This window comes from Flectobacillus major DSM 103 (assembly GCF_000427405.1).
Lineage (GTDB): Bacteria > Bacteroidota > Bacteroidia > Cytophagales > Spirosomataceae > Flectobacillus > Flectobacillus major.
On sequence record NZ_KE386491.1, the window covers coordinates 4,884,011 to 4,903,988 of the forward strand.

Annotated in this window: 16 protein-coding genes; 9 read left to right on the top strand and 7 right to left on the bottom strand. The window is 39.0% G+C overall.

Translation table 11 applies throughout. The features are described from left to right. Positions 1-107: 107 nt before the first annotated feature. The gene (locus FLEMA_RS0157130; protein ID WP_044173756.1) at positions 108-638 is read right to left on the bottom strand and encodes an RNA methyltransferase; all 531 of its coding nucleotides are present in this window, start codon (positions 636-638) and stop codon (positions 108-110) included. Between the two features lie 373 nt (positions 639-1,011). On the opposite strand from FLEMA_RS0157130, the gene hemN reads away from it, so the two are divergent. The 5 genes from hemN (at position 1,012) to FLEMA_RS74580 (ending at position 8,074) form a co-directional block, all read left to right on the top strand. Next, positions 1,012-2,376, top strand: a complete 1,365-nt coding sequence (hemN, locus tag FLEMA_RS74560; RefSeq protein ID WP_044175246.1) for an oxygen-independent coproporphyrinogen III oxidase — start codon at positions 1,012-1,014, stop codon at positions 2,374-2,376. A gap of 512 nt (positions 2,377-2,888) precedes the next feature. Beyond that, on the top strand, positions 2,889-4,262 hold the full coding sequence (locus FLEMA_RS74565; RefSeq protein WP_044173757.1) for a tryptophanase: 1,374 nt from the start codon (positions 2,889-2,891) through the stop codon (positions 4,260-4,262). A gap of 376 nt (positions 4,263-4,638) precedes the next feature. Continuing rightward, a complete protein-coding gene (locus FLEMA_RS74570; protein WP_044173758.1) occupies positions 4,639-6,162 on the top strand; it encodes a catalase in 1,524 nt (507 codons plus the stop codon). Between the two features lie 166 nt (positions 6,163-6,328). Further along, a complete protein-coding gene (gene hemA, locus FLEMA_RS74575) occupies positions 6,329-7,543 on the top strand; it encodes a glutamyl-tRNA reductase (RefSeq protein WP_044173760.1) in 1,215 nt (404 codons plus the stop codon). 12 nt (positions 7,544-7,555) lie between these two features. Beyond that, positions 7,556-8,074, top strand: a complete 519-nt coding sequence (locus tag FLEMA_RS74580; RefSeq protein ID WP_044173762.1) for an ankyrin repeat domain-containing protein — start codon at positions 7,556-7,558, stop codon at positions 8,072-8,074. A 97-nt stretch (positions 8,075-8,171) separates the two neighbouring features. Here FLEMA_RS74580 and FLEMA_RS0157305 read toward each other — a convergent pair whose 3' ends face one another. Next, positions 8,172-9,545: an MATE family efflux transporter gene (locus tag FLEMA_RS0157305; protein WP_026997991.1), complete on the bottom strand. Its 1,374-nt coding sequence runs from the start codon at positions 9,543-9,545 to the stop codon at positions 8,172-8,174. A gap of 345 nt (positions 9,546-9,890) precedes the next feature. Between FLEMA_RS0157305 and FLEMA_RS74585 the strand changes: the two genes are divergently transcribed. Both FLEMA_RS74585 and FLEMA_RS74590 read left to right on the top strand, forming a co-directional pair. Beyond that, positions 9,891-11,342: a glyceraldehyde-3-phosphate dehydrogenase gene (locus FLEMA_RS74585; protein WP_044173763.1), complete on the top strand. Its 1,452-nt coding sequence runs from the start codon at positions 9,891-9,893 to the stop codon at positions 11,340-11,342. A 195-nt stretch (positions 11,343-11,537) separates the two neighbouring features. Further along, positions 11,538-12,533, top strand: a complete 996-nt coding sequence (locus tag FLEMA_RS74590; protein WP_044173764.1) for a hypothetical protein — start codon at positions 11,538-11,540, stop codon at positions 12,531-12,533. Between the two features lie 48 nt (positions 12,534-12,581). Here the strand turns inward: FLEMA_RS74590 and FLEMA_RS74595 are convergent, their stop codons facing one another. Both FLEMA_RS74595 and fdhD read right to left on the bottom strand, forming a co-directional pair. Then, positions 12,582-14,924 carry an FdhF/YdeP family oxidoreductase gene (locus FLEMA_RS74595; protein ID WP_044173765.1) on the bottom strand — a complete coding sequence of 781 codons (2,343 nt, stop codon included), beginning with the start codon at positions 14,922-14,924 and terminating at the stop codon, positions 12,582-12,584. Then, positions 14,921-15,784, bottom strand: coding sequence for a formate dehydrogenase accessory sulfurtransferase FdhD (gene fdhD / locus FLEMA_RS0157385; protein ID WP_026997349.1), 864 nt, complete (start codon positions 15,782-15,784; stop codon positions 14,921-14,923). The genes FLEMA_RS74595 and fdhD overlap by 4 nt, the downstream gene beginning before the upstream one ends. A gap of 411 nt (positions 15,785-16,195) precedes the next feature. Here fdhD and FLEMA_RS74600 point away from each other — a divergent pair, with 411 nt between their 5' ends. After that, entirely contained in the window at positions 16,196-16,684 is a 489-nt protein-coding gene (locus tag FLEMA_RS74600) for a heme-binding domain-containing protein (RefSeq protein WP_044173768.1), read from the top strand. A 121-nt stretch (positions 16,685-16,805) separates the two neighbouring features. Here FLEMA_RS74600 and FLEMA_RS0157420 read toward each other — a convergent pair whose 3' ends face one another. Further along, the gene (locus FLEMA_RS0157420; protein ID WP_144080165.1) at positions 16,806-17,897 is read right to left on the bottom strand and encodes a hypothetical protein; all 1,092 of its coding nucleotides are present in this window, start codon (positions 17,895-17,897) and stop codon (positions 16,806-16,808) included. A 109-nt stretch (positions 17,898-18,006) separates the two neighbouring features. Between FLEMA_RS0157420 and FLEMA_RS74605 the strand changes: the two genes are divergently transcribed. Beyond that, a complete protein-coding gene (locus FLEMA_RS74605; RefSeq protein WP_044173769.1) occupies positions 18,007-18,192 on the top strand; it encodes a hypothetical protein in 186 nt (61 codons plus the stop codon). Positions 18,193-18,286: 94 nt separating this feature from the next. On the opposite strand, the gene FLEMA_RS0157430 is transcribed toward FLEMA_RS74605, so the two are convergent. After that, positions 18,287-19,003: a YebC/PmpR family DNA-binding transcriptional regulator gene (locus FLEMA_RS0157430; protein WP_026997992.1), complete on the bottom strand. Its 717-nt coding sequence runs from the start codon at positions 19,001-19,003 to the stop codon at positions 18,287-18,289. 255 nt (positions 19,004-19,258) lie between these two features. Then, positions 19,259-19,801, bottom strand: a complete 543-nt coding sequence (locus FLEMA_RS0157440) for a nuclear transport factor 2 family protein (protein ID WP_159102734.1) — start codon at positions 19,799-19,801, stop codon at positions 19,259-19,261. Between the last annotated feature and the right edge of the window lie 177 nt (positions 19,802-19,978).

Here is a 19,978-nt window from a genome sequence, read left to right on the forward strand (position 1 = left end):
CCAAAGGGAAAAAAGTTTTTTGTGTTAAGTTTTCAATTTGGGCAAAAAATTTAACATTAGAGACTGATTTGTGTCGATGAAACTCAGTATGTCAATCGATTACTAAGTTATTTCATAATACCAGCTACATAATGCCAACTAATAATACCAGCAGTTACCGAAATATTCAGTGAATGCTTAGTGCCATATTGGGGTATTTCGAGGCACAAATCGGCTTGTTTTACTACCTGTTCGTTTACGCCAAAAACTTCGTTTCCAAAAACAAAAGCATACTTTTGGGCTTGGGTAGGTTGGAAGTCCAACAATGAGGTACTACCTTCTACTTGTTCAATTGCGGCTACTATATATCCTTGTGCTTGTAATTGCTTGGTAAGTTCTACGACATCCGACGCATATTCCCAAGCTACCGTTTCATCTGCACCGAGGGCAGTTTTTTGGATGTCTCGATGAGGAGGCGTTGCGGTAATACCACATAAATATACTTTTTCAACCTTGAAGGCATCGGCTGTTCTGAATACCGAGCCTACGTTGTTCATACTACGAATATCGTCGAGTATCAAAATATAAGGAAGCTTTTCAGTTGCCTTAAACTCTTCGGCCGACAAGCGATTAAGCTCTTCCATTGATAATTTACGCATAATTTTCTAATTATTATAATTTATGCAAAGGTAAGCTTTTCACATCTGAAAATAACCAAATTTGATACAAGGTATTGGAAAATGCCATTTTGGGTTGGTGGTTTCGGAATATGGGTAGTGCGGTGGTCTTGCTGATTTAGTATTTCTGATGTGGGATTTGGGTCAAATGGCTATATTATTGATTTTGGCCGTGTAATAAGACTAATAAATCAGAAATTTTGCCATTTTTTATCCCGCTAAAATACGCACGATAAGCATACTTATTGTAGGCTTGATATTGTGGGTTACCAATCAACCGCAGTTTTTAGTATGATAAAAATCATTTTTGAGGAAGTACAATCGGGGTAGTTTTGAGGAAATATTTGGAATGGCTATGGCTCAAAATCTTATTCAAAAATACAACGTTCCTGGTCCTCGATACACCAGCTACCCAACAGTACCCTTCTGGCAAGCATCTACTTTTAGCGAAGAGCATTGGCTCGAAAGTCTGAAAAAGAGTTTTGCCAAAAGCAATGCCAGCGAAGGAATAAGCCTTTATATTCATTTGCCTTATTGCGAAAGCTTGTGTACTTTTTGTGGCTGTAATAAACGTATTACCCGAAACCATCAGGTAGAAAAACCTTATATTAATGCTTTGTTGAAGGAATGGCGTTTGTATTTGGCAATATTGCCTACCAAACCCAAAATAACAGAGATTCATTTTGGTGGAGGAACACCTAGCTTTTTTAGTCCCGAAAATTTGCAGTTTTTGGTAAAGGAATTGCTCCAAACTACCGAGCTGTCGGACGAAATAGCATTTGGTTTTGAAGGACACCCCAATAATACCTCAGCCGAACACCTTCAGGTATTGTACGATGCAGGCTTCCGACGGGTAAGTTATGGCGTACAGGATTATGATTTTACCGTACAAACGGCTATTCATCGTTTTCAGCCTTTCGAGCAGGTCGAAAAAGTAACACAACTTAGTAGAGCTATTGGCTATCAGTCTATTAGCCATGATTTGGTATTTGGCTTGCCTTTCCAGACGTTGGCTAGCATGACCGACACCATTCAGAAAACCCTACTTTTACAACCCGACCGTATAGCCTTTTATTCGTATGCTCATGTGCCTTGGATAAAAGGCAATGGCCAGCGAGGCTTTAAGGATGATGACTTGCCAAGCCCCGAACTCAAACGGCAGTTGTACGAATTAGGTAGAGCTTTGTTAGAAGCCAATGGGTATCAGGAAATAGGTATGGATCATTTTGCCCTAAAAACCGACTCGATGTACAAAGCTCAAATAGCAGGAAAACTCAATCGTAACTTTATGGGCTATACTACTACCCAAACCAAGGTGTTGATAGGATTGGGGGTATCGTCGATTAGCGATTCATGGACCGCTTTTGCTCAAAATGTAAAAGAAATAGATGCGTATTTGGCCATGCTCGAACAAAATCAATTGCCTTTGCATCGTGGACATATCCTGAATGAAGAAGACCTTTTTATTCGTGAACAAATCCTGAATTTGATTTGCCGTTTTCACACAACTTGGCAAAACAACGACTGGACTTTGACCGAAAAAAAGGCTTTGATAGAACGACTCACCCCTTTTGTGGATGATAACCTTATTATATTGCACGATAATAGCGTAGAAGTATTAGACGCAGGAAAGGCATTTATTCGCAATATTTGTATGGCTTTTGACAAAAGGATGATTCGTGAAAACCCCAAACATCAATTGTTTTCTAAAACCATATAGTAAAATAGCGTTGCTCGCAAACAAACAGCGGGTAACGCTATTGCTCTAAAAAGCCACTCAACAAGTTTTGCCAACCGTAGATTTATTTATTATCTTTGAAATAGATTTCATGTTTATAACTGAAAACTTCAATGATACAACCATTCTTTGTTATTCCTCTGGTGTCTCCTAAGGGCTTGTTCTTGAATATCAAGGACAGAGACGCTTTCTTGTATTCTGCTTAATCGACTTATTTCTTGGTAGGCTATGCCCAAAAAATCATTTTACAACATTTATGACGGTAATACCTTGGTATGTTTGTGGGTTATATTGCCTATATAGCATATAAGTAGGAATGCTAAATGGTGAGTGCTAAGGTGTGATTTTAAATAATTGACTGTTCGTTGATTATTGCTAACCTTATTTGGTACGTTTACTTAGTACTAGTAAATAAGTAATATATTGCTTGTTTACATTCCTATACTTGTATGGCCATACACAAGGTTTGCGGTTGTATGTTATTTTGTATTATCATGAAAACCATCATCGAACCATTCAGAATCAAGGCTGTTGAGCCAATCAAGTTTACTACCGAAACCGAGCGTAACCATATTTTGCAAGAAGCTGGGTATAACCCATTTTTGATAAAAGCCGAAGATATTATCATCGACTTACTTACCGATAGCGGTACTTCGGCCATGAGTGCCAAGCAGTGGGCAGGTATCATGGATGGCGACGAAAGTTATGCGGGTTCTCGTAGTTTTTATCGTTTTGAAGAAATGGTAAGGCTTATTACGGGTATGAAGTTTATTATTCCAACGCATCAAGGACGAGCTGCCGAGAAAATATTATTCTCGATAGTAGGCGAGCATGGCAAGGTAATTCCTAACAATACACACTTTGATACAACTCGTGCCAATATCGAGTTTGCAGGAGCAGAGGCCGTCGATTTGCTGAACGAAGCAGGAAAGCACCCCGAAATAATTGCTGATTTTAAAGGAAATATGGACATCGAAAAGCTTGAAGCATTTATTCAAGAAAGAGGTGTCGAGCATATTCCGTTGGTAATGGTAACAGTGACCAACAACTCTGGTGGAGGGCAGCCAGTATCTATGCAAAATATCAAAGATATTCGGGCTGTTTGTGACCAATACGGTTTGCCTTTGTTTATCGATGCTTGTCGTTTTGCTGAGAATGCTTATTTCATCAAAAAACGAGAACAAGGATATGCCGACAGAAGTATTTTGTCGATTTGTCAGGAAATGTTTAGTTATGCCGATGGTATGACCATGAGTGCCAAAAAAGATGCTTTGGTCAATATTGGGGGCTTTTTGGCTATGAACAATCAAGAGCTAGCAATGCAGTGCCGTAACGTACTGATTGTTACCGAGGGTTTTCCTACGTATGGAGGCTTGGCTGGCCGCGATCTAGAGGCTATGGCACAAGGATTAGAAGAAATTTTGGACGAAAGCTATTTGCATTACCGAATCAGAAGTGTAGAATATCTGGGCGATAAACTTTTAGCGGCTGGCGTACCGATTATTGAGCCAACAGGGGGTCATGCTATTTATATTGATGCCAAACGATTTTGCCAGCATATTCCTTCCTACCAGTTTCCAGGGCAGGCTGTATCAGTAGCCTTATATCAAAAAGGAGGAGTGCGGGCTTGTGAAATAGGAAGTGTAATGTTTGGTAAATACGATGAAAATCAACAATTGATACCCCCTCCAATGGAGTTAGTACGCTTGGCTATTCCAAGGAGGGTTTATACCCAAAGCCATATTGACTATGTGGCAGAGGTAATTATAGAGGTATTCCAAAACAGAAATAGCCTCAAAGGGTATCAGATTGTGTACGAAGCACCCATGTTAAGACATTTTACTGCAAGATTTGCCCCTTTGGCTTAATTGCCTGTATTACCGAACATGGGCCATTCTGAATATTTAGATCAAACAAGGCGGTCGAAAAACTAATTTTGACTGCCTTGTTTGATTAATAGCCAATAAATGCCTTATAGTTGTGTGCTTTTTTTCCGAATAGGGTACGATTTAAGTCGGAAAAAAGTACAATGGTCTGCCTCGTGGATTCCAATCAACACAAACAAGAGGTCTTTATTTTAAATTATCCCAAAATTTAGGATGACTTATCTTTTGTGTTAAAACACTGGTAATGAATTGATATAGTTTTAATCTATATTTATATTTAAACTATCAATTTGATTTATATTTATAATTAAAACAACTTTGTGACAGAAAATAAAATGATTTAGTAAGTCACAAACACATGAAGAAAAACTTAACCACCGTAGCCTTTGCTGTATTGACAGCAGCTAGTGTAACAGCTCAAAATCCACTAACTACCAATACGGGTGTTCCTGTAGGCGATAACCAAAACTCAAAAACAATAGGACAAAATGGTCAGGTACTTTTAGAAGATATTCACTTGATTGAAAAATTAGCTTCATTCGACCGTGAGCGTATTCCAGAGCGTGTAGTGCATGCAAGAGGCGTTGGGGCTTATGGTGAATTTGTTACCGATGCCGAATTTTCACGTTATACCAAAGCCGCTTTGTTTAGTACAAAAGGAAAAACAACACCTGTTTTCGTTCGTTTTTCAACAGTAATTCATGGTAATGGCTCGCCCGAAACCTTGCGTGACCCACGTGGATTTGCTACCAAGTTTTATACAGAACAAGGCAATTACGATATCGTAGGCAATAACCTCCCTGTGTTTTTTATTCGTGATGCCATTAAGTTTCCAGACATGGTACATTCGTTGAAGCCGTCGCCTATTTATAACAAACAAGACCCAAACCGATTTTTTGACTTTTTCTCGCATATTCCCGAATCAACACACATGCTAACACGTGTGTATTCTGATTATGGTATTCCTGCCAACTACCGCCAAATGGACGGCTCAGGGGTTCATGCTTATAAATGGATCAATGCCAAAGGCGAAGTGAGCTACGTAAAATATACTTGGAAAACCAATCAAGGGGTAAAAAACCTTACTGCCGACGAAGCTGCAAAAGTACAAGCCCAAGATTTTCAGCACGCTACCGTAGATTTGTATGATAACATCAAAAAAGGCAATAATCCTTCATGGGATTTGTATGTACAAATTATCAAGGCAGAAGATTTAGATAAATTTGATTTTAACCCAACCGATGCCACCAAAATTTGGCCAGAAAACTTAGTGCCTTTGGTAAAAGTAGGTAAAATGACTTTGAACAAAGTGCCTAGTAATTTCTTTGAAGAAGTAGAACAGGCTGCTTTTGCCCCTGCCAACTTGGTGCCGGGTATCGAAGCCTCAGAAGATAAATTATTACAAGGTCGTTTGTTCTCATACACCGATACTCAGCGTTACCGTATTGGGGCTAATTTCCAACAGTTAGCAATCAATGCTCCGAAGGTACAAGTGAATACACATAACCAAGATGGAGCATTGAGCAACCGTAAAAAAGCCTCTGACGTAAACTACCAGCCAAGCCAATCGGCCGAAGGTTTTAGTGACAACGAGCAATATGAATATGCTGTTTCAAAGTTTACCAATGTAGCTACAATGCAAAGTAAAATTACCAAACCCAACGATTTCAAACAAGCAGGCGAATTTTACCGCTCTTTGTCTGAAGCCGAAAAGGCAAGCCTTATCAAAAACCTTTCGGGCGATTTGGGTGTGGTAAAAAACAAAGACATTGCTCGCAAAATGGTAGGCCATTTCTACCTTGCCGATACCGATTACGGTACAAGACTAGCCAAAGCACTTAACTTTAGCCGCGAAGAAGTAGAGGCAATGTTCAAAAAATAGGCTACACTATACAAGATTTTATCAGAAATGTATTACTCAAAAGTGAATAGCAAAGTATTCGGGCAGGAATAACGACCTAACAACTTCGGCGTAATACCGATTTGATAAAATCTTTTTAATATCACTTTATTTAAAAGGCTATTAAGGCCAGAAGCTATTTGGAACCATGCAAACTATCAAAGTAATCTCGCTTTCATTCAAAAATGCCGATGTGGCTACTAGAGGACAAATACAGTTTTCGGATGAAGAAACGCTACAATTTTTGGCGCAGTTTCAGCAGCATACCGATATAAAATCGCTTGTACTTTTGTCAACCTGCAACCGTACCGAATTATATTTTGAATCTAGCCAGTTTACCAGTCAACAAATGATAGAAGCCATGTTTTCGTTTAAAAATGTATGGATAAGCGGGCATTTACTCAAGGTTATCGAAACCTCGGAAGATGCCAGTCAATATATCATGGAGGTGGCTTCTGGCCTGCAATCGATGGTGGTAGGCGACAAACAAATTATTCAACAAGTAAAAAAAGCCTATTTATTCAGTCAAGAAAAAGGCCTAATTTCGGGTGTATTTGAACGACTTTTCCAACAAGTATTTAGGGCTTTTAAAAGAATTAGTAATGAAACTAATTTTTTGAAAGGCTCACAATCTACAAGCTATTTGGCCGTAGAACACGCCAAAAGGCTAGTAGGTAAGCAAGCCAAAGTATTGCTGATAGGAGCAGGCGAAATAGCCAAAGATGTAGTAAAATACCTAACCGCTCAGGGATTCGATAATGTAGTGGTTACAAACCGAACTATTGCAAAAGCTCAGGCGATAACTCAGCAATATGAAAATTATTATTATTTGCCATTCGAGCATCTATCAACCTACTTCTCTACATTCGATGTGGTGATTTCTAGCGTTGGGGTCAAAGGGCTAATTCATGAGGCATATTTCCAAACAGCCCATTATCCCAAAGTTCTAATAGACTTGGCCGTACCAGCAAGTATTCAGATAGATACCAATAGCCACAGCGATATAAAACTGATTAATATCGACCAGCTTGCCGAAAGAATTCATGAAAATAAAGTGCTGAGCCAACAAGCTATAGCTGAAGTAAATACCATCATAGAACAAGAACTAGGTCAGTTTTTAAAGTGGTTTGCTACATTGCCCGTCAATGCTTTCTTGGCTTCGTTGAAGCAACACTACAAAAGTATCCTGACCGAAAAACTCAAGCAACACAAGCAAGACCTTCCCGAAGGTGTAATAGATAGTATGGTGGCAGCATTACTAAAAGCCCCAGCCGTAGGGCTCAAAAGCATGGCAGTACAAGAATCTGTAGCTTCTATCGAGCAGCTTACGTCTATTTATCAATTACAAAATCATTTGAACTAGCCAATTTTTAAGATGAAAAATATCGCTTTTGTATGTATTTTTAGTGTATTATCATTTGTGTCAAAAGCTCAAGTATCTATTTGGGATGCCAGCCGAAATGGTGATATTGCTTCCGTAAAAGAGCTAATACAATTGGGTGTTTCGATAAATGCTCAAGATTCAAAAGGTTTTACACCTTTGATATTGGCCGTTTACAACGAACACGAAGAGCTAGTGAAATATCTATTAGAAAAAAAGGCATCGATCGACCTCGCCGACCGTTCGGGCAACACGGCACTGATGGGAGCAGCTTTCAAGGGTTATACAACAATAGAGGAACTATTGCTAAGAAACAAAGCCAATCCCAATATACAAAATGGCAACGGAGCTACAGCCCTAACCTTTGCGGCTACTTTTGGGCATACACCCATTGTAAAGTTATTGTTGCAATATGGTGCTGATAAAAATTTGAAAGATAGATTTGGCAAAACAGCCCTTCAAAGTGCCGTTTTACAAGAAAATACAGCAATTGTATTGCTATTGGGCAAATAAAATTGCTGATTACTGGACAATGAGAAATCCTAAAAATTAGATTGTCCAGCAATCAGGCAAAAGGTAGTTTATCTATTATATTATGGCTCAAAAGCGGTTAAACTTTCATGGTTTTCCATCGGCCTTTTTTGAAAAAATAAATCCCCAATACAGCCAGAATAGACTCGCTCACAGCAATAGAAATAAATACGCCTAATGGCCCCATTTTCAAATACTGGGCCAGTAAATACGCCAACGGAATTTCGATAAGCCAGAAACACACAAAATTCATCAGTGTAGGTGTGCGGGTATCACCAGCCCCATTTAGCGACTGCCCAATGACCATACCATAGCCAAAGAAAATGTATCCCAAGCTCATTACTTGCAAACAAAGTACACCCACTTCTACTACTTTGGGGTTATTGTTGAAGACACCAATAAAGTTTTCGGCAAAACCAAAAAACAGCAAGCCAATCATAACCAAGAAAATCATGTTATAAAACGCCGTTCGCCAAACCGAAGTTTCGGCACGTTCGGGCTGACCTGCCCCAAGATTTTGCCCTACCAGAGTTGCGGCAGCATTGGCCATTCCCCAAGCAGGCAAAATCGTAAACACAATAATTCTGATCGCAATAGTATAACCAGCTACAGCGTCGCTACCAAAGCTTGAAATAATCCGAGTAAGGAAAATCCAGCTAGCCGATTGAATCAAGAATTGTCCAGTACCACCCGCTCCGATACTCAGAAGGTTTTTGAGAATAGCAAAATCGGGCTTAAACAAACTCAGTTTGATTTGAATATTACCATTGCCTTTTTGTAAGCCATAAATCTGATATATTACCCCAATACTACGCCCAATAGTAGTAGCAATAGCCGCTCCTTCTACGCCAAAGTGTAAAGCCAAAATCAAGATAGCATCTAGGCTCATGTTGATAATATTAGCCAAAATAATAGAACGCATGGCTCTCGAAGCGTCGCCAGCACCACGCAAAGCTCCACTAAGTGTATATAACAAAATAATAGCAGGACTACTCATAAACATAAGTCTAGTAAAGCCTACACCTTGTCGGATAAGGTGTTCTTCGCCGCCCATAATTCGCAGAATATCTTCGGCAAAAATAGCCCCAGGAATACCCACCAAGGCCGCCAATACCAGCGAAATTAGTACTACTTGTGCTACAGCATGGCCAGCTTCTTGGCGGTTGCCTTCCCCAACCCTACGCGACACAATGGCTGTGGCAGCAGCACTCAGGCCTATTGCCACCGAATAAATGAGCGTTAGTACAGACTCGGTAAGACCCACAGTTGCAATGGCCTCGATACTAATTTTGGATACAAAAAAAGCATCTACAATTGCAAACAGAGCTTCTCCTATCATTTCAAAAATCATCGGAATGGATAACAAGAAGATAGCTCGGTTGATACTCATTTGAGTATAGTTTTGTTCCTCACCACGCATTGCATCGAGGAATAAATCAATGTATTTTTTCATTGATGAACAAGAAAATAAGAAATGTAAAATGATATAGCTTTCTGGAAAACAAAAAAAGCACTACAAAGCTGTGTAGTGTTACAAAAAAGAAGAGATTCATCGCCAAGTAGGGATGAGTAATTATAGAATCATGGGCTTTTGGTGGCAATATGCCTTTTTAGAAGTTTCGGGGGCAAAGGTAAAAATATTTTTAAGACAAAATCTAGCCTTCTCTTAATTATTTTTCAAACTATATTTATTTAGCGAAAATTCGCTTAGATATTAACTTACGCTATTATAGTTTTGCATCATCATTTCGATAAAATCTTTTCTTATAACAAAACAAACTCTTGAAATTAGTATATCATGGTACAAGAACTCACTTATGAAACGCAATTGAGTAGTTGGATTGAGGACGAAAAAGCAGCCCTCGAACTGGTCAATGTTGTTGGGAAGCTCTGGTTTGAAAAGTCGGTAGAGCTATTGCTATTTAGAAGCCAAATGTTTGACGTAAGTTCTTCAGGGTTATTGAGTTTACATGATTATGCACAAAATTTTGTTGGTCAAGCTATTACTGTACAAGTTACCTTGGCATTGGCACAGGCTATCCACGAAATAGAAATTTCGCCTTCTCGTATCGACATGGGGCGTTTGGGTAGTGAGTGGCTGCAAGAGAAAGATTTTTATGACAATACCAAACAGTTTGTTGTAACCAAGTTAGAAGATTTTATTGGAAAAGACCGCTTGAATCTTGTTCCCAAAGATGTTGTATTGTATGGCTTTGGTCGTATTGGTCGCTTGGCGGCTCGGATGCTTGTGGGTATGGCGGGTAAAGGTGAGCAGTTGCGTTTAAGAGCAATTGTAACCCGAGACCACACCGCTCAGGATATTCACAAAAGAGCTGATTTACTCAGAAATGACTCGATTTATGGTCCTTTCCCGGGTACTGTGGCTGTTGATGTAGAAAATAGATGCCTGATTATTAATGGGCAACGTGTACAAATGATTAATGCGTCGTCGCCAGACCAAATTGACTATACGGCTTTTGGTATTGAAGATGCCCTTATTATTGATAATACAGGGGTAAAACGTGACCGTGAAGGGTTGAGTAAGCACCTTAAATCGAAAGGAGTAAGTAAAGTATTGCTGACAGCACCGGGCAAAGGCGATATTCCGAATATTGTGGCAGGGGTGAATAGCTATGCTTACGACGAAAACGAAACGATTTTTTCGGCAGCATCTTGTACTACCAATGCTATTGTACCGATTTTGTCGGTGATTAATCAACAAATTGGTATAGAAAGAGGACATATAGAAACGGTACACTCATATACCAACGACCAGAATCTTTTGGACAATTATCATCCAAAATCAAGAAGGGGGCGTTCGGCTGCACAAAACTTGGTAATTACCGAAACGGGTGCCGACAAGGCCGTTGCCAAGGTAATTCCTGAATTGGCTGGAAAACTCACTGGTAATGCTATTCGTGTTCCTACGCCTAATGGTTCACTGGCGGTATTAAACTTACAGGTTGCCCGCCCGATTACTAAAAAAGAGGTAAATGAAATTATCAGAAATGCCGCTTTGTCGGGCGATTTGGTAGAACAAATAGAATACTCATTGTCGGAAGAATTGGTTTCGTCCGATATTATAGGAAGTCCTTGTGCGGCTGTTTTTGATAGCCCAGCAACGATTGTTTCACAAGATGGCAAAAGTATCGTACTCTATATTTGGTACGATAACGAATATGGCTACACACGACAAACCCTGAAAGTTGCTAAGAATATTTCGGGTGTTTTAAGGTTAATGTATTATTGAGTTAGTTTGATGGTTTGGGTCAATTAATGAACCGTATCATTTGTTTAAGTAAAAGGGATAGATAAGTCAAAAAGCCTTCAAGTTATTCTTGAGGGCTTTTTTGTTACCAAAAAAAAAGTATTTGAGGTGATTGCCTTAGTTTGTTTTAATATTTATTTCTTTTGCACAAAATCACACGACTCACACATTAAAGCTATGCTACCTACTTTCTTAGAGGTTTCTATCTCATTGACTTTCTTCTATTTTATTGCCAGTATGTTTATTTCTGGTATTACCGAGTTTATCAATAGTCTTTTTGAAAAAAGGCATAAATTCCTTTGGCATGCCCTCAACAAAATAGGCGGAACAATTGAAGGGAAAAGAGTCGTTGATATTTTCTCGACAACGGTTTTGATGAAACACTTTTCAGATGGTACTACTTTTTTGTGGAGAAGGCCAGTGTCATATATTCAGCCCTCACTATTTGTACAAGTATTGCTCAACGAGCTTACCAATAAAGCTGATGCACGTGTAGAAGACATCGAATATTTCAGAGAAGCGATTCTAAAACAACAAGGTGAAATCAAAGATTTACTGCTAAGTTTGGTAAAAAAATCCAATACACAAGAAGAATTTCAGGCTAATATCGAGGCTTGGTACAATGCCTATATGGAACAAATTTCGTATTGGTACAAGCGTTATAATCAGCGGGTTGTATGGGCTGTTTCGATAGGATGTACCTTGTTGTTTAATCTTGATACCATAAAAATTACATCGGCTATTTACAATAACCCAGCATTGCGAGCTACAATGGTGCAGCAAGCCACCAATGTAGCACAACAATCTCGTTATCAGGATTTTGTTGTTGCCGAAAATGTAGATTTTATGCAGCAAGTTGGCCAAACAAATCCTTCTTTGCTGAGTCCACAAACAGCAAAAGATAGCCTAAAACTAAAAGAATTATTCATTCGTTATCAATACCAAAAAGCCAGTGATTTGGGTATTCCGATAGGTTGGGGAGGTGTTCACAGTGCTAGCGAACTGAAGGCCACAGTGGGCTCTATCCAAACCGTATTGGGTTGGATAATTACAATCTCGGCTTTGTCGTATGGAGCACCATTCTGGTTTGAAGTTTTGGTGAAATTAGTAAATATCAGAAATGTATCTAAGCGTCCAGAAGTAGCAAAAGCCGAAAGTAAAAAGGCTAATTAAGGCTATTTAGGGCTTACAACAAGCCCTAAATAAACTTTGGCTCAGATACTAGGCAATTGTTTTTACCTCAGCAAATTGTTCTTGCAATTCTTCGTCTAAAACAGGCGTAATCGTAATTACTACCGATTTTGAGGTAGGTGTATTGCTAACATCAGCTACGCTAGTGATAGGTACTAAAACATTGGCTTCTGGAAAATACGTAGCTACGTTTTGAGATGGAATCAGATAAGGCACTACAATGAACCGTTCTGCTTTACGATAAACATTGTCGTGAAAGTTATGTAAATCTACGATTTGATAGGGCTGCAACTGAGCTTTCTCTATATCGGTTTGATTCATAAAAATGATTCGTCTTTCTTGATAAATACCTCTGTATCTATCGTCTAACCCATATACAGTAGTATTGAACTGGTCGTGAGTTCTGATTGTCATCATTAGGTATTCGTTGTCTGCTAAGTTTAGAAAAGTAATAGGACATACCTTAAAATTAGCTTTTTGGGTAGTAGTATTAAAAATACCGTCTCGTGGGCCATTGGGTAGATAAAACCCGCCTTCTTGCCGTACACGATAATTATAGTCCTCAAAACCCGGAATAGTTTGTTCTATCAAGTCACGAATATGGTCGTAGTGGTCTACGAGTTTTTCCCATTGGATAGTACTCTTGGAAAAGGTTTTAGCGGCAATATGAGCTATAATAGCAGGTTCGCTCCATACTGTTGGAGCTGGTGGTGTTAAATTTCCTTTTGACATTTGAACAACGCCCATCGAGTTTTCGGTACTGACAAACTGAACTCCACCCGCCTGGCGGTCTTCGTCAGAACGACCAAGAGCTGGCAAAATCAAGGCTTTTTTACCATGAACCAAATGGCTACGGTTTAGTTTTGTCGAAATTTGAACCGTTAACTGGCAGTTGCGTAACGCCTGAGCGGTAAATTCGGTGTCGGGAGTAGCCGATAGAAAATTGCCCCCCAAAGCCATAAATACCTTTCCTTTGGTTTGGTGCATGACCTTGATAGCGTTTACAACATCATAACCGTGTTTTCGAGGAGGAGTAAAGCCAAATACTTCTTGGATTTTTTCTAGAAAAGCCTCACTTGGTTTTTCATAAATACCCATTGTACGGTCGCCTTGTACATTGGAATGTCCTCGTACAGGGCAAGTACCAGCTCCTTTTTTGCCGATACTTCCTTTGAGCAATAGCAAATTAACTAGTTCCTGAATGGTCAATACCGAATTTTTGTGTTGGGTAAGCCCCATAGCCCAGCAGGCAATAATTCGTTTGTGTTGAGCCAGTACATCGGCTGCTTCCTTAATCTGTTGTAACGGAATACCGCATTCATTGGCCAGTTGTTGGAGGTCATTTTTCAATAAATCCTCTAAAAAGGTATCGAAGCCAGTAGTATTATTTTGAATAAAATCGTGGTCAAAAACGGTATTAGGATTAGCTTGTTCTTGTTGAGCCAGTAAAATCATAATAGCCTTGAGCAACGCTAGGTCGGTATTGATTTTTATTGGTAAGTATATATCTGTTAGCTGAGTGCCACTACCCAGCATATCGGCAATATGTTGAGGGTGTTTAAAAGCCAATAGCCCTGTTTCAAATAAAGGGTTTACACTAATAATTTTAGCTCCACGGTGTTTGGCTTCTTCCAATGCTGTCAACATCCTAGGGTGGTTTGTACCGGGGTTTTGTCCTAAAATCAGAATTACTTCGGCATGGTTAAAATCCTCTAATGTAACCGAGCCTTTGCCTAACCCCAGAGATTCTACCAATGCCGAGCCACTCGACTCGTGGCACATATTAGAGCAGTCGGGAAGGTTATTAGTACCAAATTGGCGAACAAAAAGTTGATACAAAAAAGCGGCTTCATTAGAGGCACGCCCAGAGGTATAAAATATAGCGTCGTTGGGCGATGCCAGTTCGTTGAGGTTATCGGCAATAAGCTGAAAAGCATCTTCCCAAGTAATTTTCTTATAATGTGTTTGTCCTTGTTCAATCACCATAGGATGCGTTAAGCGTCCTTGTTGGCCAAGCCAGTAATCTGATTTTTGCGAAAGTGCTGCTACCGAATAACGCTGAAAAAAGACAGGGCCAACTTTGAGCGTTGTGGCTTCTTCGGCAATAGCCTTAGCTCCATTTTCACAGTATTCTGCTACCGACGAGCGTTCGCCATCGGGGTCGGGCCATGCACACGAGGGGCAGTCTATTCCGCCTTTTTGGTTTAGGGTTAGCAATACCTTAGTACCTCTGGCTATATTCATCGCTCCAAAAACATGTTTGATAGCATTGGTAACGGCTTTTACACCTGCAGCAACTTTTTGGGGCTTACCTTGCTCCAAGCCTGTAAAGGTAAGTGGTGGTTGGGCTGCTATATTTTTAGTATTTTTCATGATACAAAATAGTTTTCTGAAATATAAATACGTTCGTGTCCTGCATAAATATTGAAATGGTTATTGCGTAAAAAGCCTATTAGGGTCATTTGAAATTGTTGAGCTAATTGAATTGCTAAACTAGAGGGGGCTCCAATGGCTACTAAAATAGGAATACCAGCCATAAGGGCTTTTTGGACAAGCTCAAAACTAAGCCTTCCACTCACCAGCAAGATGGTATTGTTGAGTGGATTATTTTGTAAAATACTAGCCCCAATCACCTTGTCGACGGCATTGTGTCGTCCTACGTCTTCTCGGATACAATGCAATTGGCCTTCGGTATTGAATAGCCCTGCGGCATGGAGTCCGCCAGTGTGCTGAAAAACAGCCTGTTGTTGATGTAGTCGCTTGGGCAATTCGTGCAATATGGCAGTCGATAGTATAGGCCTCGGAGGCGACAACACAGGGCAGTTTTGAGCAATAGCCTCGATAGATGCCTTCCCACAAACACCACAGCTTGAAGTCATATAAAAATTGCGGTCGAGCTGTTGCCAATTAACTACAACGGTAGGTTGTAGTTCCACCCGAACAATATTGTTGGCGTGGGCCTGTTTGCCTTGGTCGCTACAATATTTAATGCTATTAATTTGAGTGAAATCTTGGATTATTCCTTCTGTAAATAAAAAACCTGTGGCCAGTTCAAAGTCATGATTGGGAGTTCGCATGGTAACCGCCAAGCTTTTTTGTTGTCTGTGCTGACTAGAGCCATAGCCAATGCGTATTTCTAGGGGTTCTTCTATGGCAACAAGGTCGTCCAGATATTGCCATTCTGGATTAGCTTCAGAAGACCTGATAAGTTGTATAGGGGCAACACTTGGCATAATTTATATAAGTTATTGGGTGAATCGATGGTTTAATCGTACCATTGTTAATGTATCTTCTTATTGGGCAATCGGGTGTTTTACTTACTTACTTATGACACAAAATATAGCAAGATGTTTTCATAAAAATACTAATTTGTAGTACATTATCAGTGATAAGCCTTGGGATATGTCAAGGCTTATCAAAAGGGTAAGATATTTTGTCGAAAAATCTCCACCAATGGATGTGGGATTTTGAGATTGTGTAATTGATTATAAAAGTTGAAAAACTCAAATTCCTGTTGGATGATAAACCCAAATAAAGGTTTCGAGGGTTTTTAATGAAGTGCAGAGTGTCGTGCTTATAGGCCTTCTTCTGGTATTTTCTATGTTTTTAACAATTTCAGCTATAACTTAACAACGCAATGTATTATGAACAAGAAAAACATTTTATTGGGTTTTGTAGGAATATTGGTACTAATACAGTTTATCAGACCAGCCCGCAATGAATCGGTAGGTGTAAGTGCCAATGATATTACCAAACAATACCTTGTACCCGATAATGTACAAAAAGTACTGAAAACATCATGTTATGATTGTCATTCAAACAACACAAAATACCCATGGTATACCAATATTCAGCCACTGGGATGGTGGATTAATCACCATATTGAAGAAGGAAAGCAAGAATTGAATTTTTCGGAATTTGCTACTTACAAACCCAAAAAAGCAGCACATAAGCTAGAAGAAGTAGGCGAGGCAGTAAGCGACCACTGGATGCCTTTAGAATCATATACACTGATTCATAAAGATGCTATTCTGTCAGAAGACGATACCAAGGCGATTGCCTCTTGGGCAAAGGCTTTGCAAGATACCATCACAAAGACAATTCCTGCTGGCGAACTACAACCTCATAAGTAGAAATGCCAAATTGGTAGGGCTTTAATAATATAATGGAATCATGTTTTGTTACTAGCAGGTAAACTATTTATCTGCTAGTAATAGGCAAATAGAATTAAAGGTTGAATCATTGTTTTCAGCTTTACATTTTCAGATACATATTTAGCTCTTCTTGAATATCACTTCGCCATTTTTCTTGTCCAACAATATTGATAGAATGCCCGCTATCGCTGTCATATTGTTTTTGGAGCTGGTTCATAGTTCGGTACATATCTATAAATAGTAGCTGTAGTTCGCTGTCGTAATCTTCGGGCGAGCTAATAGTTAAAGCCTTTCTTTTAAATCGTTCAATAATGGTTTTGGTAATATCAAAATGGAGTTGTTCATGTGCTAAAGCACTCAGGCTATTGCCAGCCGTAGCGTTCCAAGACGAGGATTTGAGCATATAAGCCTTCATTTGTAAATCTATTTGGATAATACCTTTTACCATTTTGGCATTGCCAGTGTATTCAAAGTTGGTAAAAACCTGTGCTGCATATTTGTTATTGAGCGAAGGTTTGCCTTCAAAGTCGCTCCAACGAAGTTTTCTAGTAGGATGCCAAAATATGGTATCTCCTTTTTCTGGATTTTCATAACCATAATCGGGCAAAATATTGATTTTGATACTTTGTCCAAGTTGTGGATTAGCATCATAGTTTACTTTCATCCATTGGTTGAGATACAGAGCTGATTTGCGGAGGATCTTATCAATTATCTGCTGGTAATTGTCGTATTCACCTATCGAGCGGCTATAATTGGTAGAATTATTGAAATGAGTAATTTTGACAGGCTCGTTGGTACGATAATAGTGAAAGTCTAAGCCAATCGAGCATTTGCCTATAATTTTTTTATCCTGAATTTTTTCTTCAATCTCAAAAGTATGGATATGGATTTCGATAGGGTAGGCCGTAGAATCATTTTTAAATGTAGACTTATAATATTGAGGAATTATTTTACCAAGAGAAATACTTGGCTTTAGAGAAGCAACAAGGTTATTTTGCACAAAAACTTTTCCAATATTGCTAGTTTCCGTTCTTGTATCAATTACACGAAGGATATAGAACTTGTATGGAACAATAGGCTCGTTCATTTGGAAAGGCACAAATTTGGTTCGTGACTGAGCAAAAACACCGTTTGTATTACCAGTAAACGCTATTAGCAGCCACATAAATAGCAAATCGAATGAAATTTTCATTAAAATTTGATTATCAAGAAGTTCACAAGCATGAATATATAAAAAAATACTAGGAGTAATGTTTGAAATTATATATATTCCATAAAAAATATAACTATTCATTTTGACTATGGGAAATACACATCATTCGCACGAAACAGAAAATGACTTATCAACATTTGAACTCATAGCTTTGTTCATTGTATTCAGTACAATTTTGATTTGGCTTGGCGATACCTTTACGGCTACGGTAGGTATTATTCTGGAAGGGATTATTTTTGCAGTAGCCTACAATGCAAAGCATAACCAATTGTGATGTAATCAAATGAGCATTAGGGCATAAAAGATAAGTTATTATGATATAACAAAAGCGACCTCAGCAGGCCGCTTTTGTTATATAAGGGGTATTCTTAACGCATATTATGATATACGTTTTGAACGTCGTCATCTTCTTCAAGTTTTTCGATAAGTTTTTCAACGTCAGCGATTTGCTCTTCAGTTAACTCTTTTGTATCGTTAGGGATTCTTTCAAAGTCGGCACCTTGCAATTCAAAACCATTTTCTTCTAAGTATTTTTGAATAGCCCCAAAAGCGGCAAATTCACCATAGATATTTACTTGGTTGGTTTCTATATCCAAGAAAACCTCATCAGCACCAAAGTCGATAAGTTCGAGTTCGAGTTCTTCAACGTCGATATTCTCAGTTTTGGCAACTTTAAAAATACACTTACGGTCGAAAATAAAGTCGAGCATCCCCGAAGTACCAAGGCTACCACCACATTTGTTGAAATAACTACGAACGTTGGCTACAGTACGGTTGGTGTTGTCGGTAGTACATTCTACCAAAACAGCAATACCATGAGCACCGTATCCTTCATAAACTACCTCTTTATAATCCTCTTGGTCTTTTGATGAAGCACGTTTGATAGCATTTTCAACGTTTACTTTAGGCATGTTTACAGCCTTAGCATTTTGCATAATGGCACGTAAACGAGAGTTAGAGTTAGGGTCTGTTCCTCCTGCCTTTACTGCAATTGCAATATCTTTACCAATTTTGGTAAATGTTTTGGCCATTTGGCCCCATCTTTTAAATTTTCTTGCTTTACGGAATTCAAATGCTCTTCCCATTTTTTAGGTAATTAGTTTATCAAGGTGATTAGGTGATTAGGTAAAGTTGTTAGGGGAGGGCTGAAAAATACTTTCAACGACCAGTTCCCTAATCACTTAAAGGACTAATACCTAATGCCTAAAATTTAGAAAACGCAAAGGTACAAAAGTAGTTGGGAATTTCAGAGAGGAATTAATGATTTAGTATTGTAGAAGTATATTCATTCAGGCCTATGAGCTTGCCTGAATGAATATCGATAATGGTATTGGTTATTTTTACCAGCCGTCGTCAGCTTTAGGCTTCACATTGGCAGATGATTTTTTGACAGGTTTTGGAGCAGGAGCAGTAGCGGTAGTATTGCCAGCTACAGCACCACTTCCTTTTACGGTAGCATCCAAATCGGCACGACTAAATACACGGCTTACGATTTTCCAGTCGTCGCCAAATTTTAGCATACTCAATAAGTCAACATATTTGAATTCTCCAAAACGGAGCTCTACTGTTGCCAAAGCCGATACGCCAATATATGAATATGAAACCAGCTTGGTTGAGCCTCCTTTGGTTTGGATACCCCCTGCAGGTGTTGTTGCAACAAATCTTCTTACAGGAATATCTTGCAAAGCACCAGTGTTGGTATTGATGCTTCTAAGCATAGCTGTTGGGTGAAAAGCACGGTTCAAGCGAGCGGTATCGCCTTTTAGCACACCTTCTAAATAATTGTTAACACAGGTTTTGACAGCCTCGTCTTCGCTCTGAGCTTGAACAGAGAGGTTGAGGCCAGTCACCAATAGAAAAATTCCGAGAAGTAATGATTTCATCTTCATGATGTTGGAGAAATTTGGTTTTGAAGCTTTGGGAAATTTCGTATTTGAAAGAATAAGTGTTTGTCTAAATAATGGATTTTTGCTATCAATAACCTTACTCTTTTCAAAATATTAAGCAACCTGCCAACCAGAAAGGCATCATACTGTATTTTTGATTTGTTTCTATTTGTC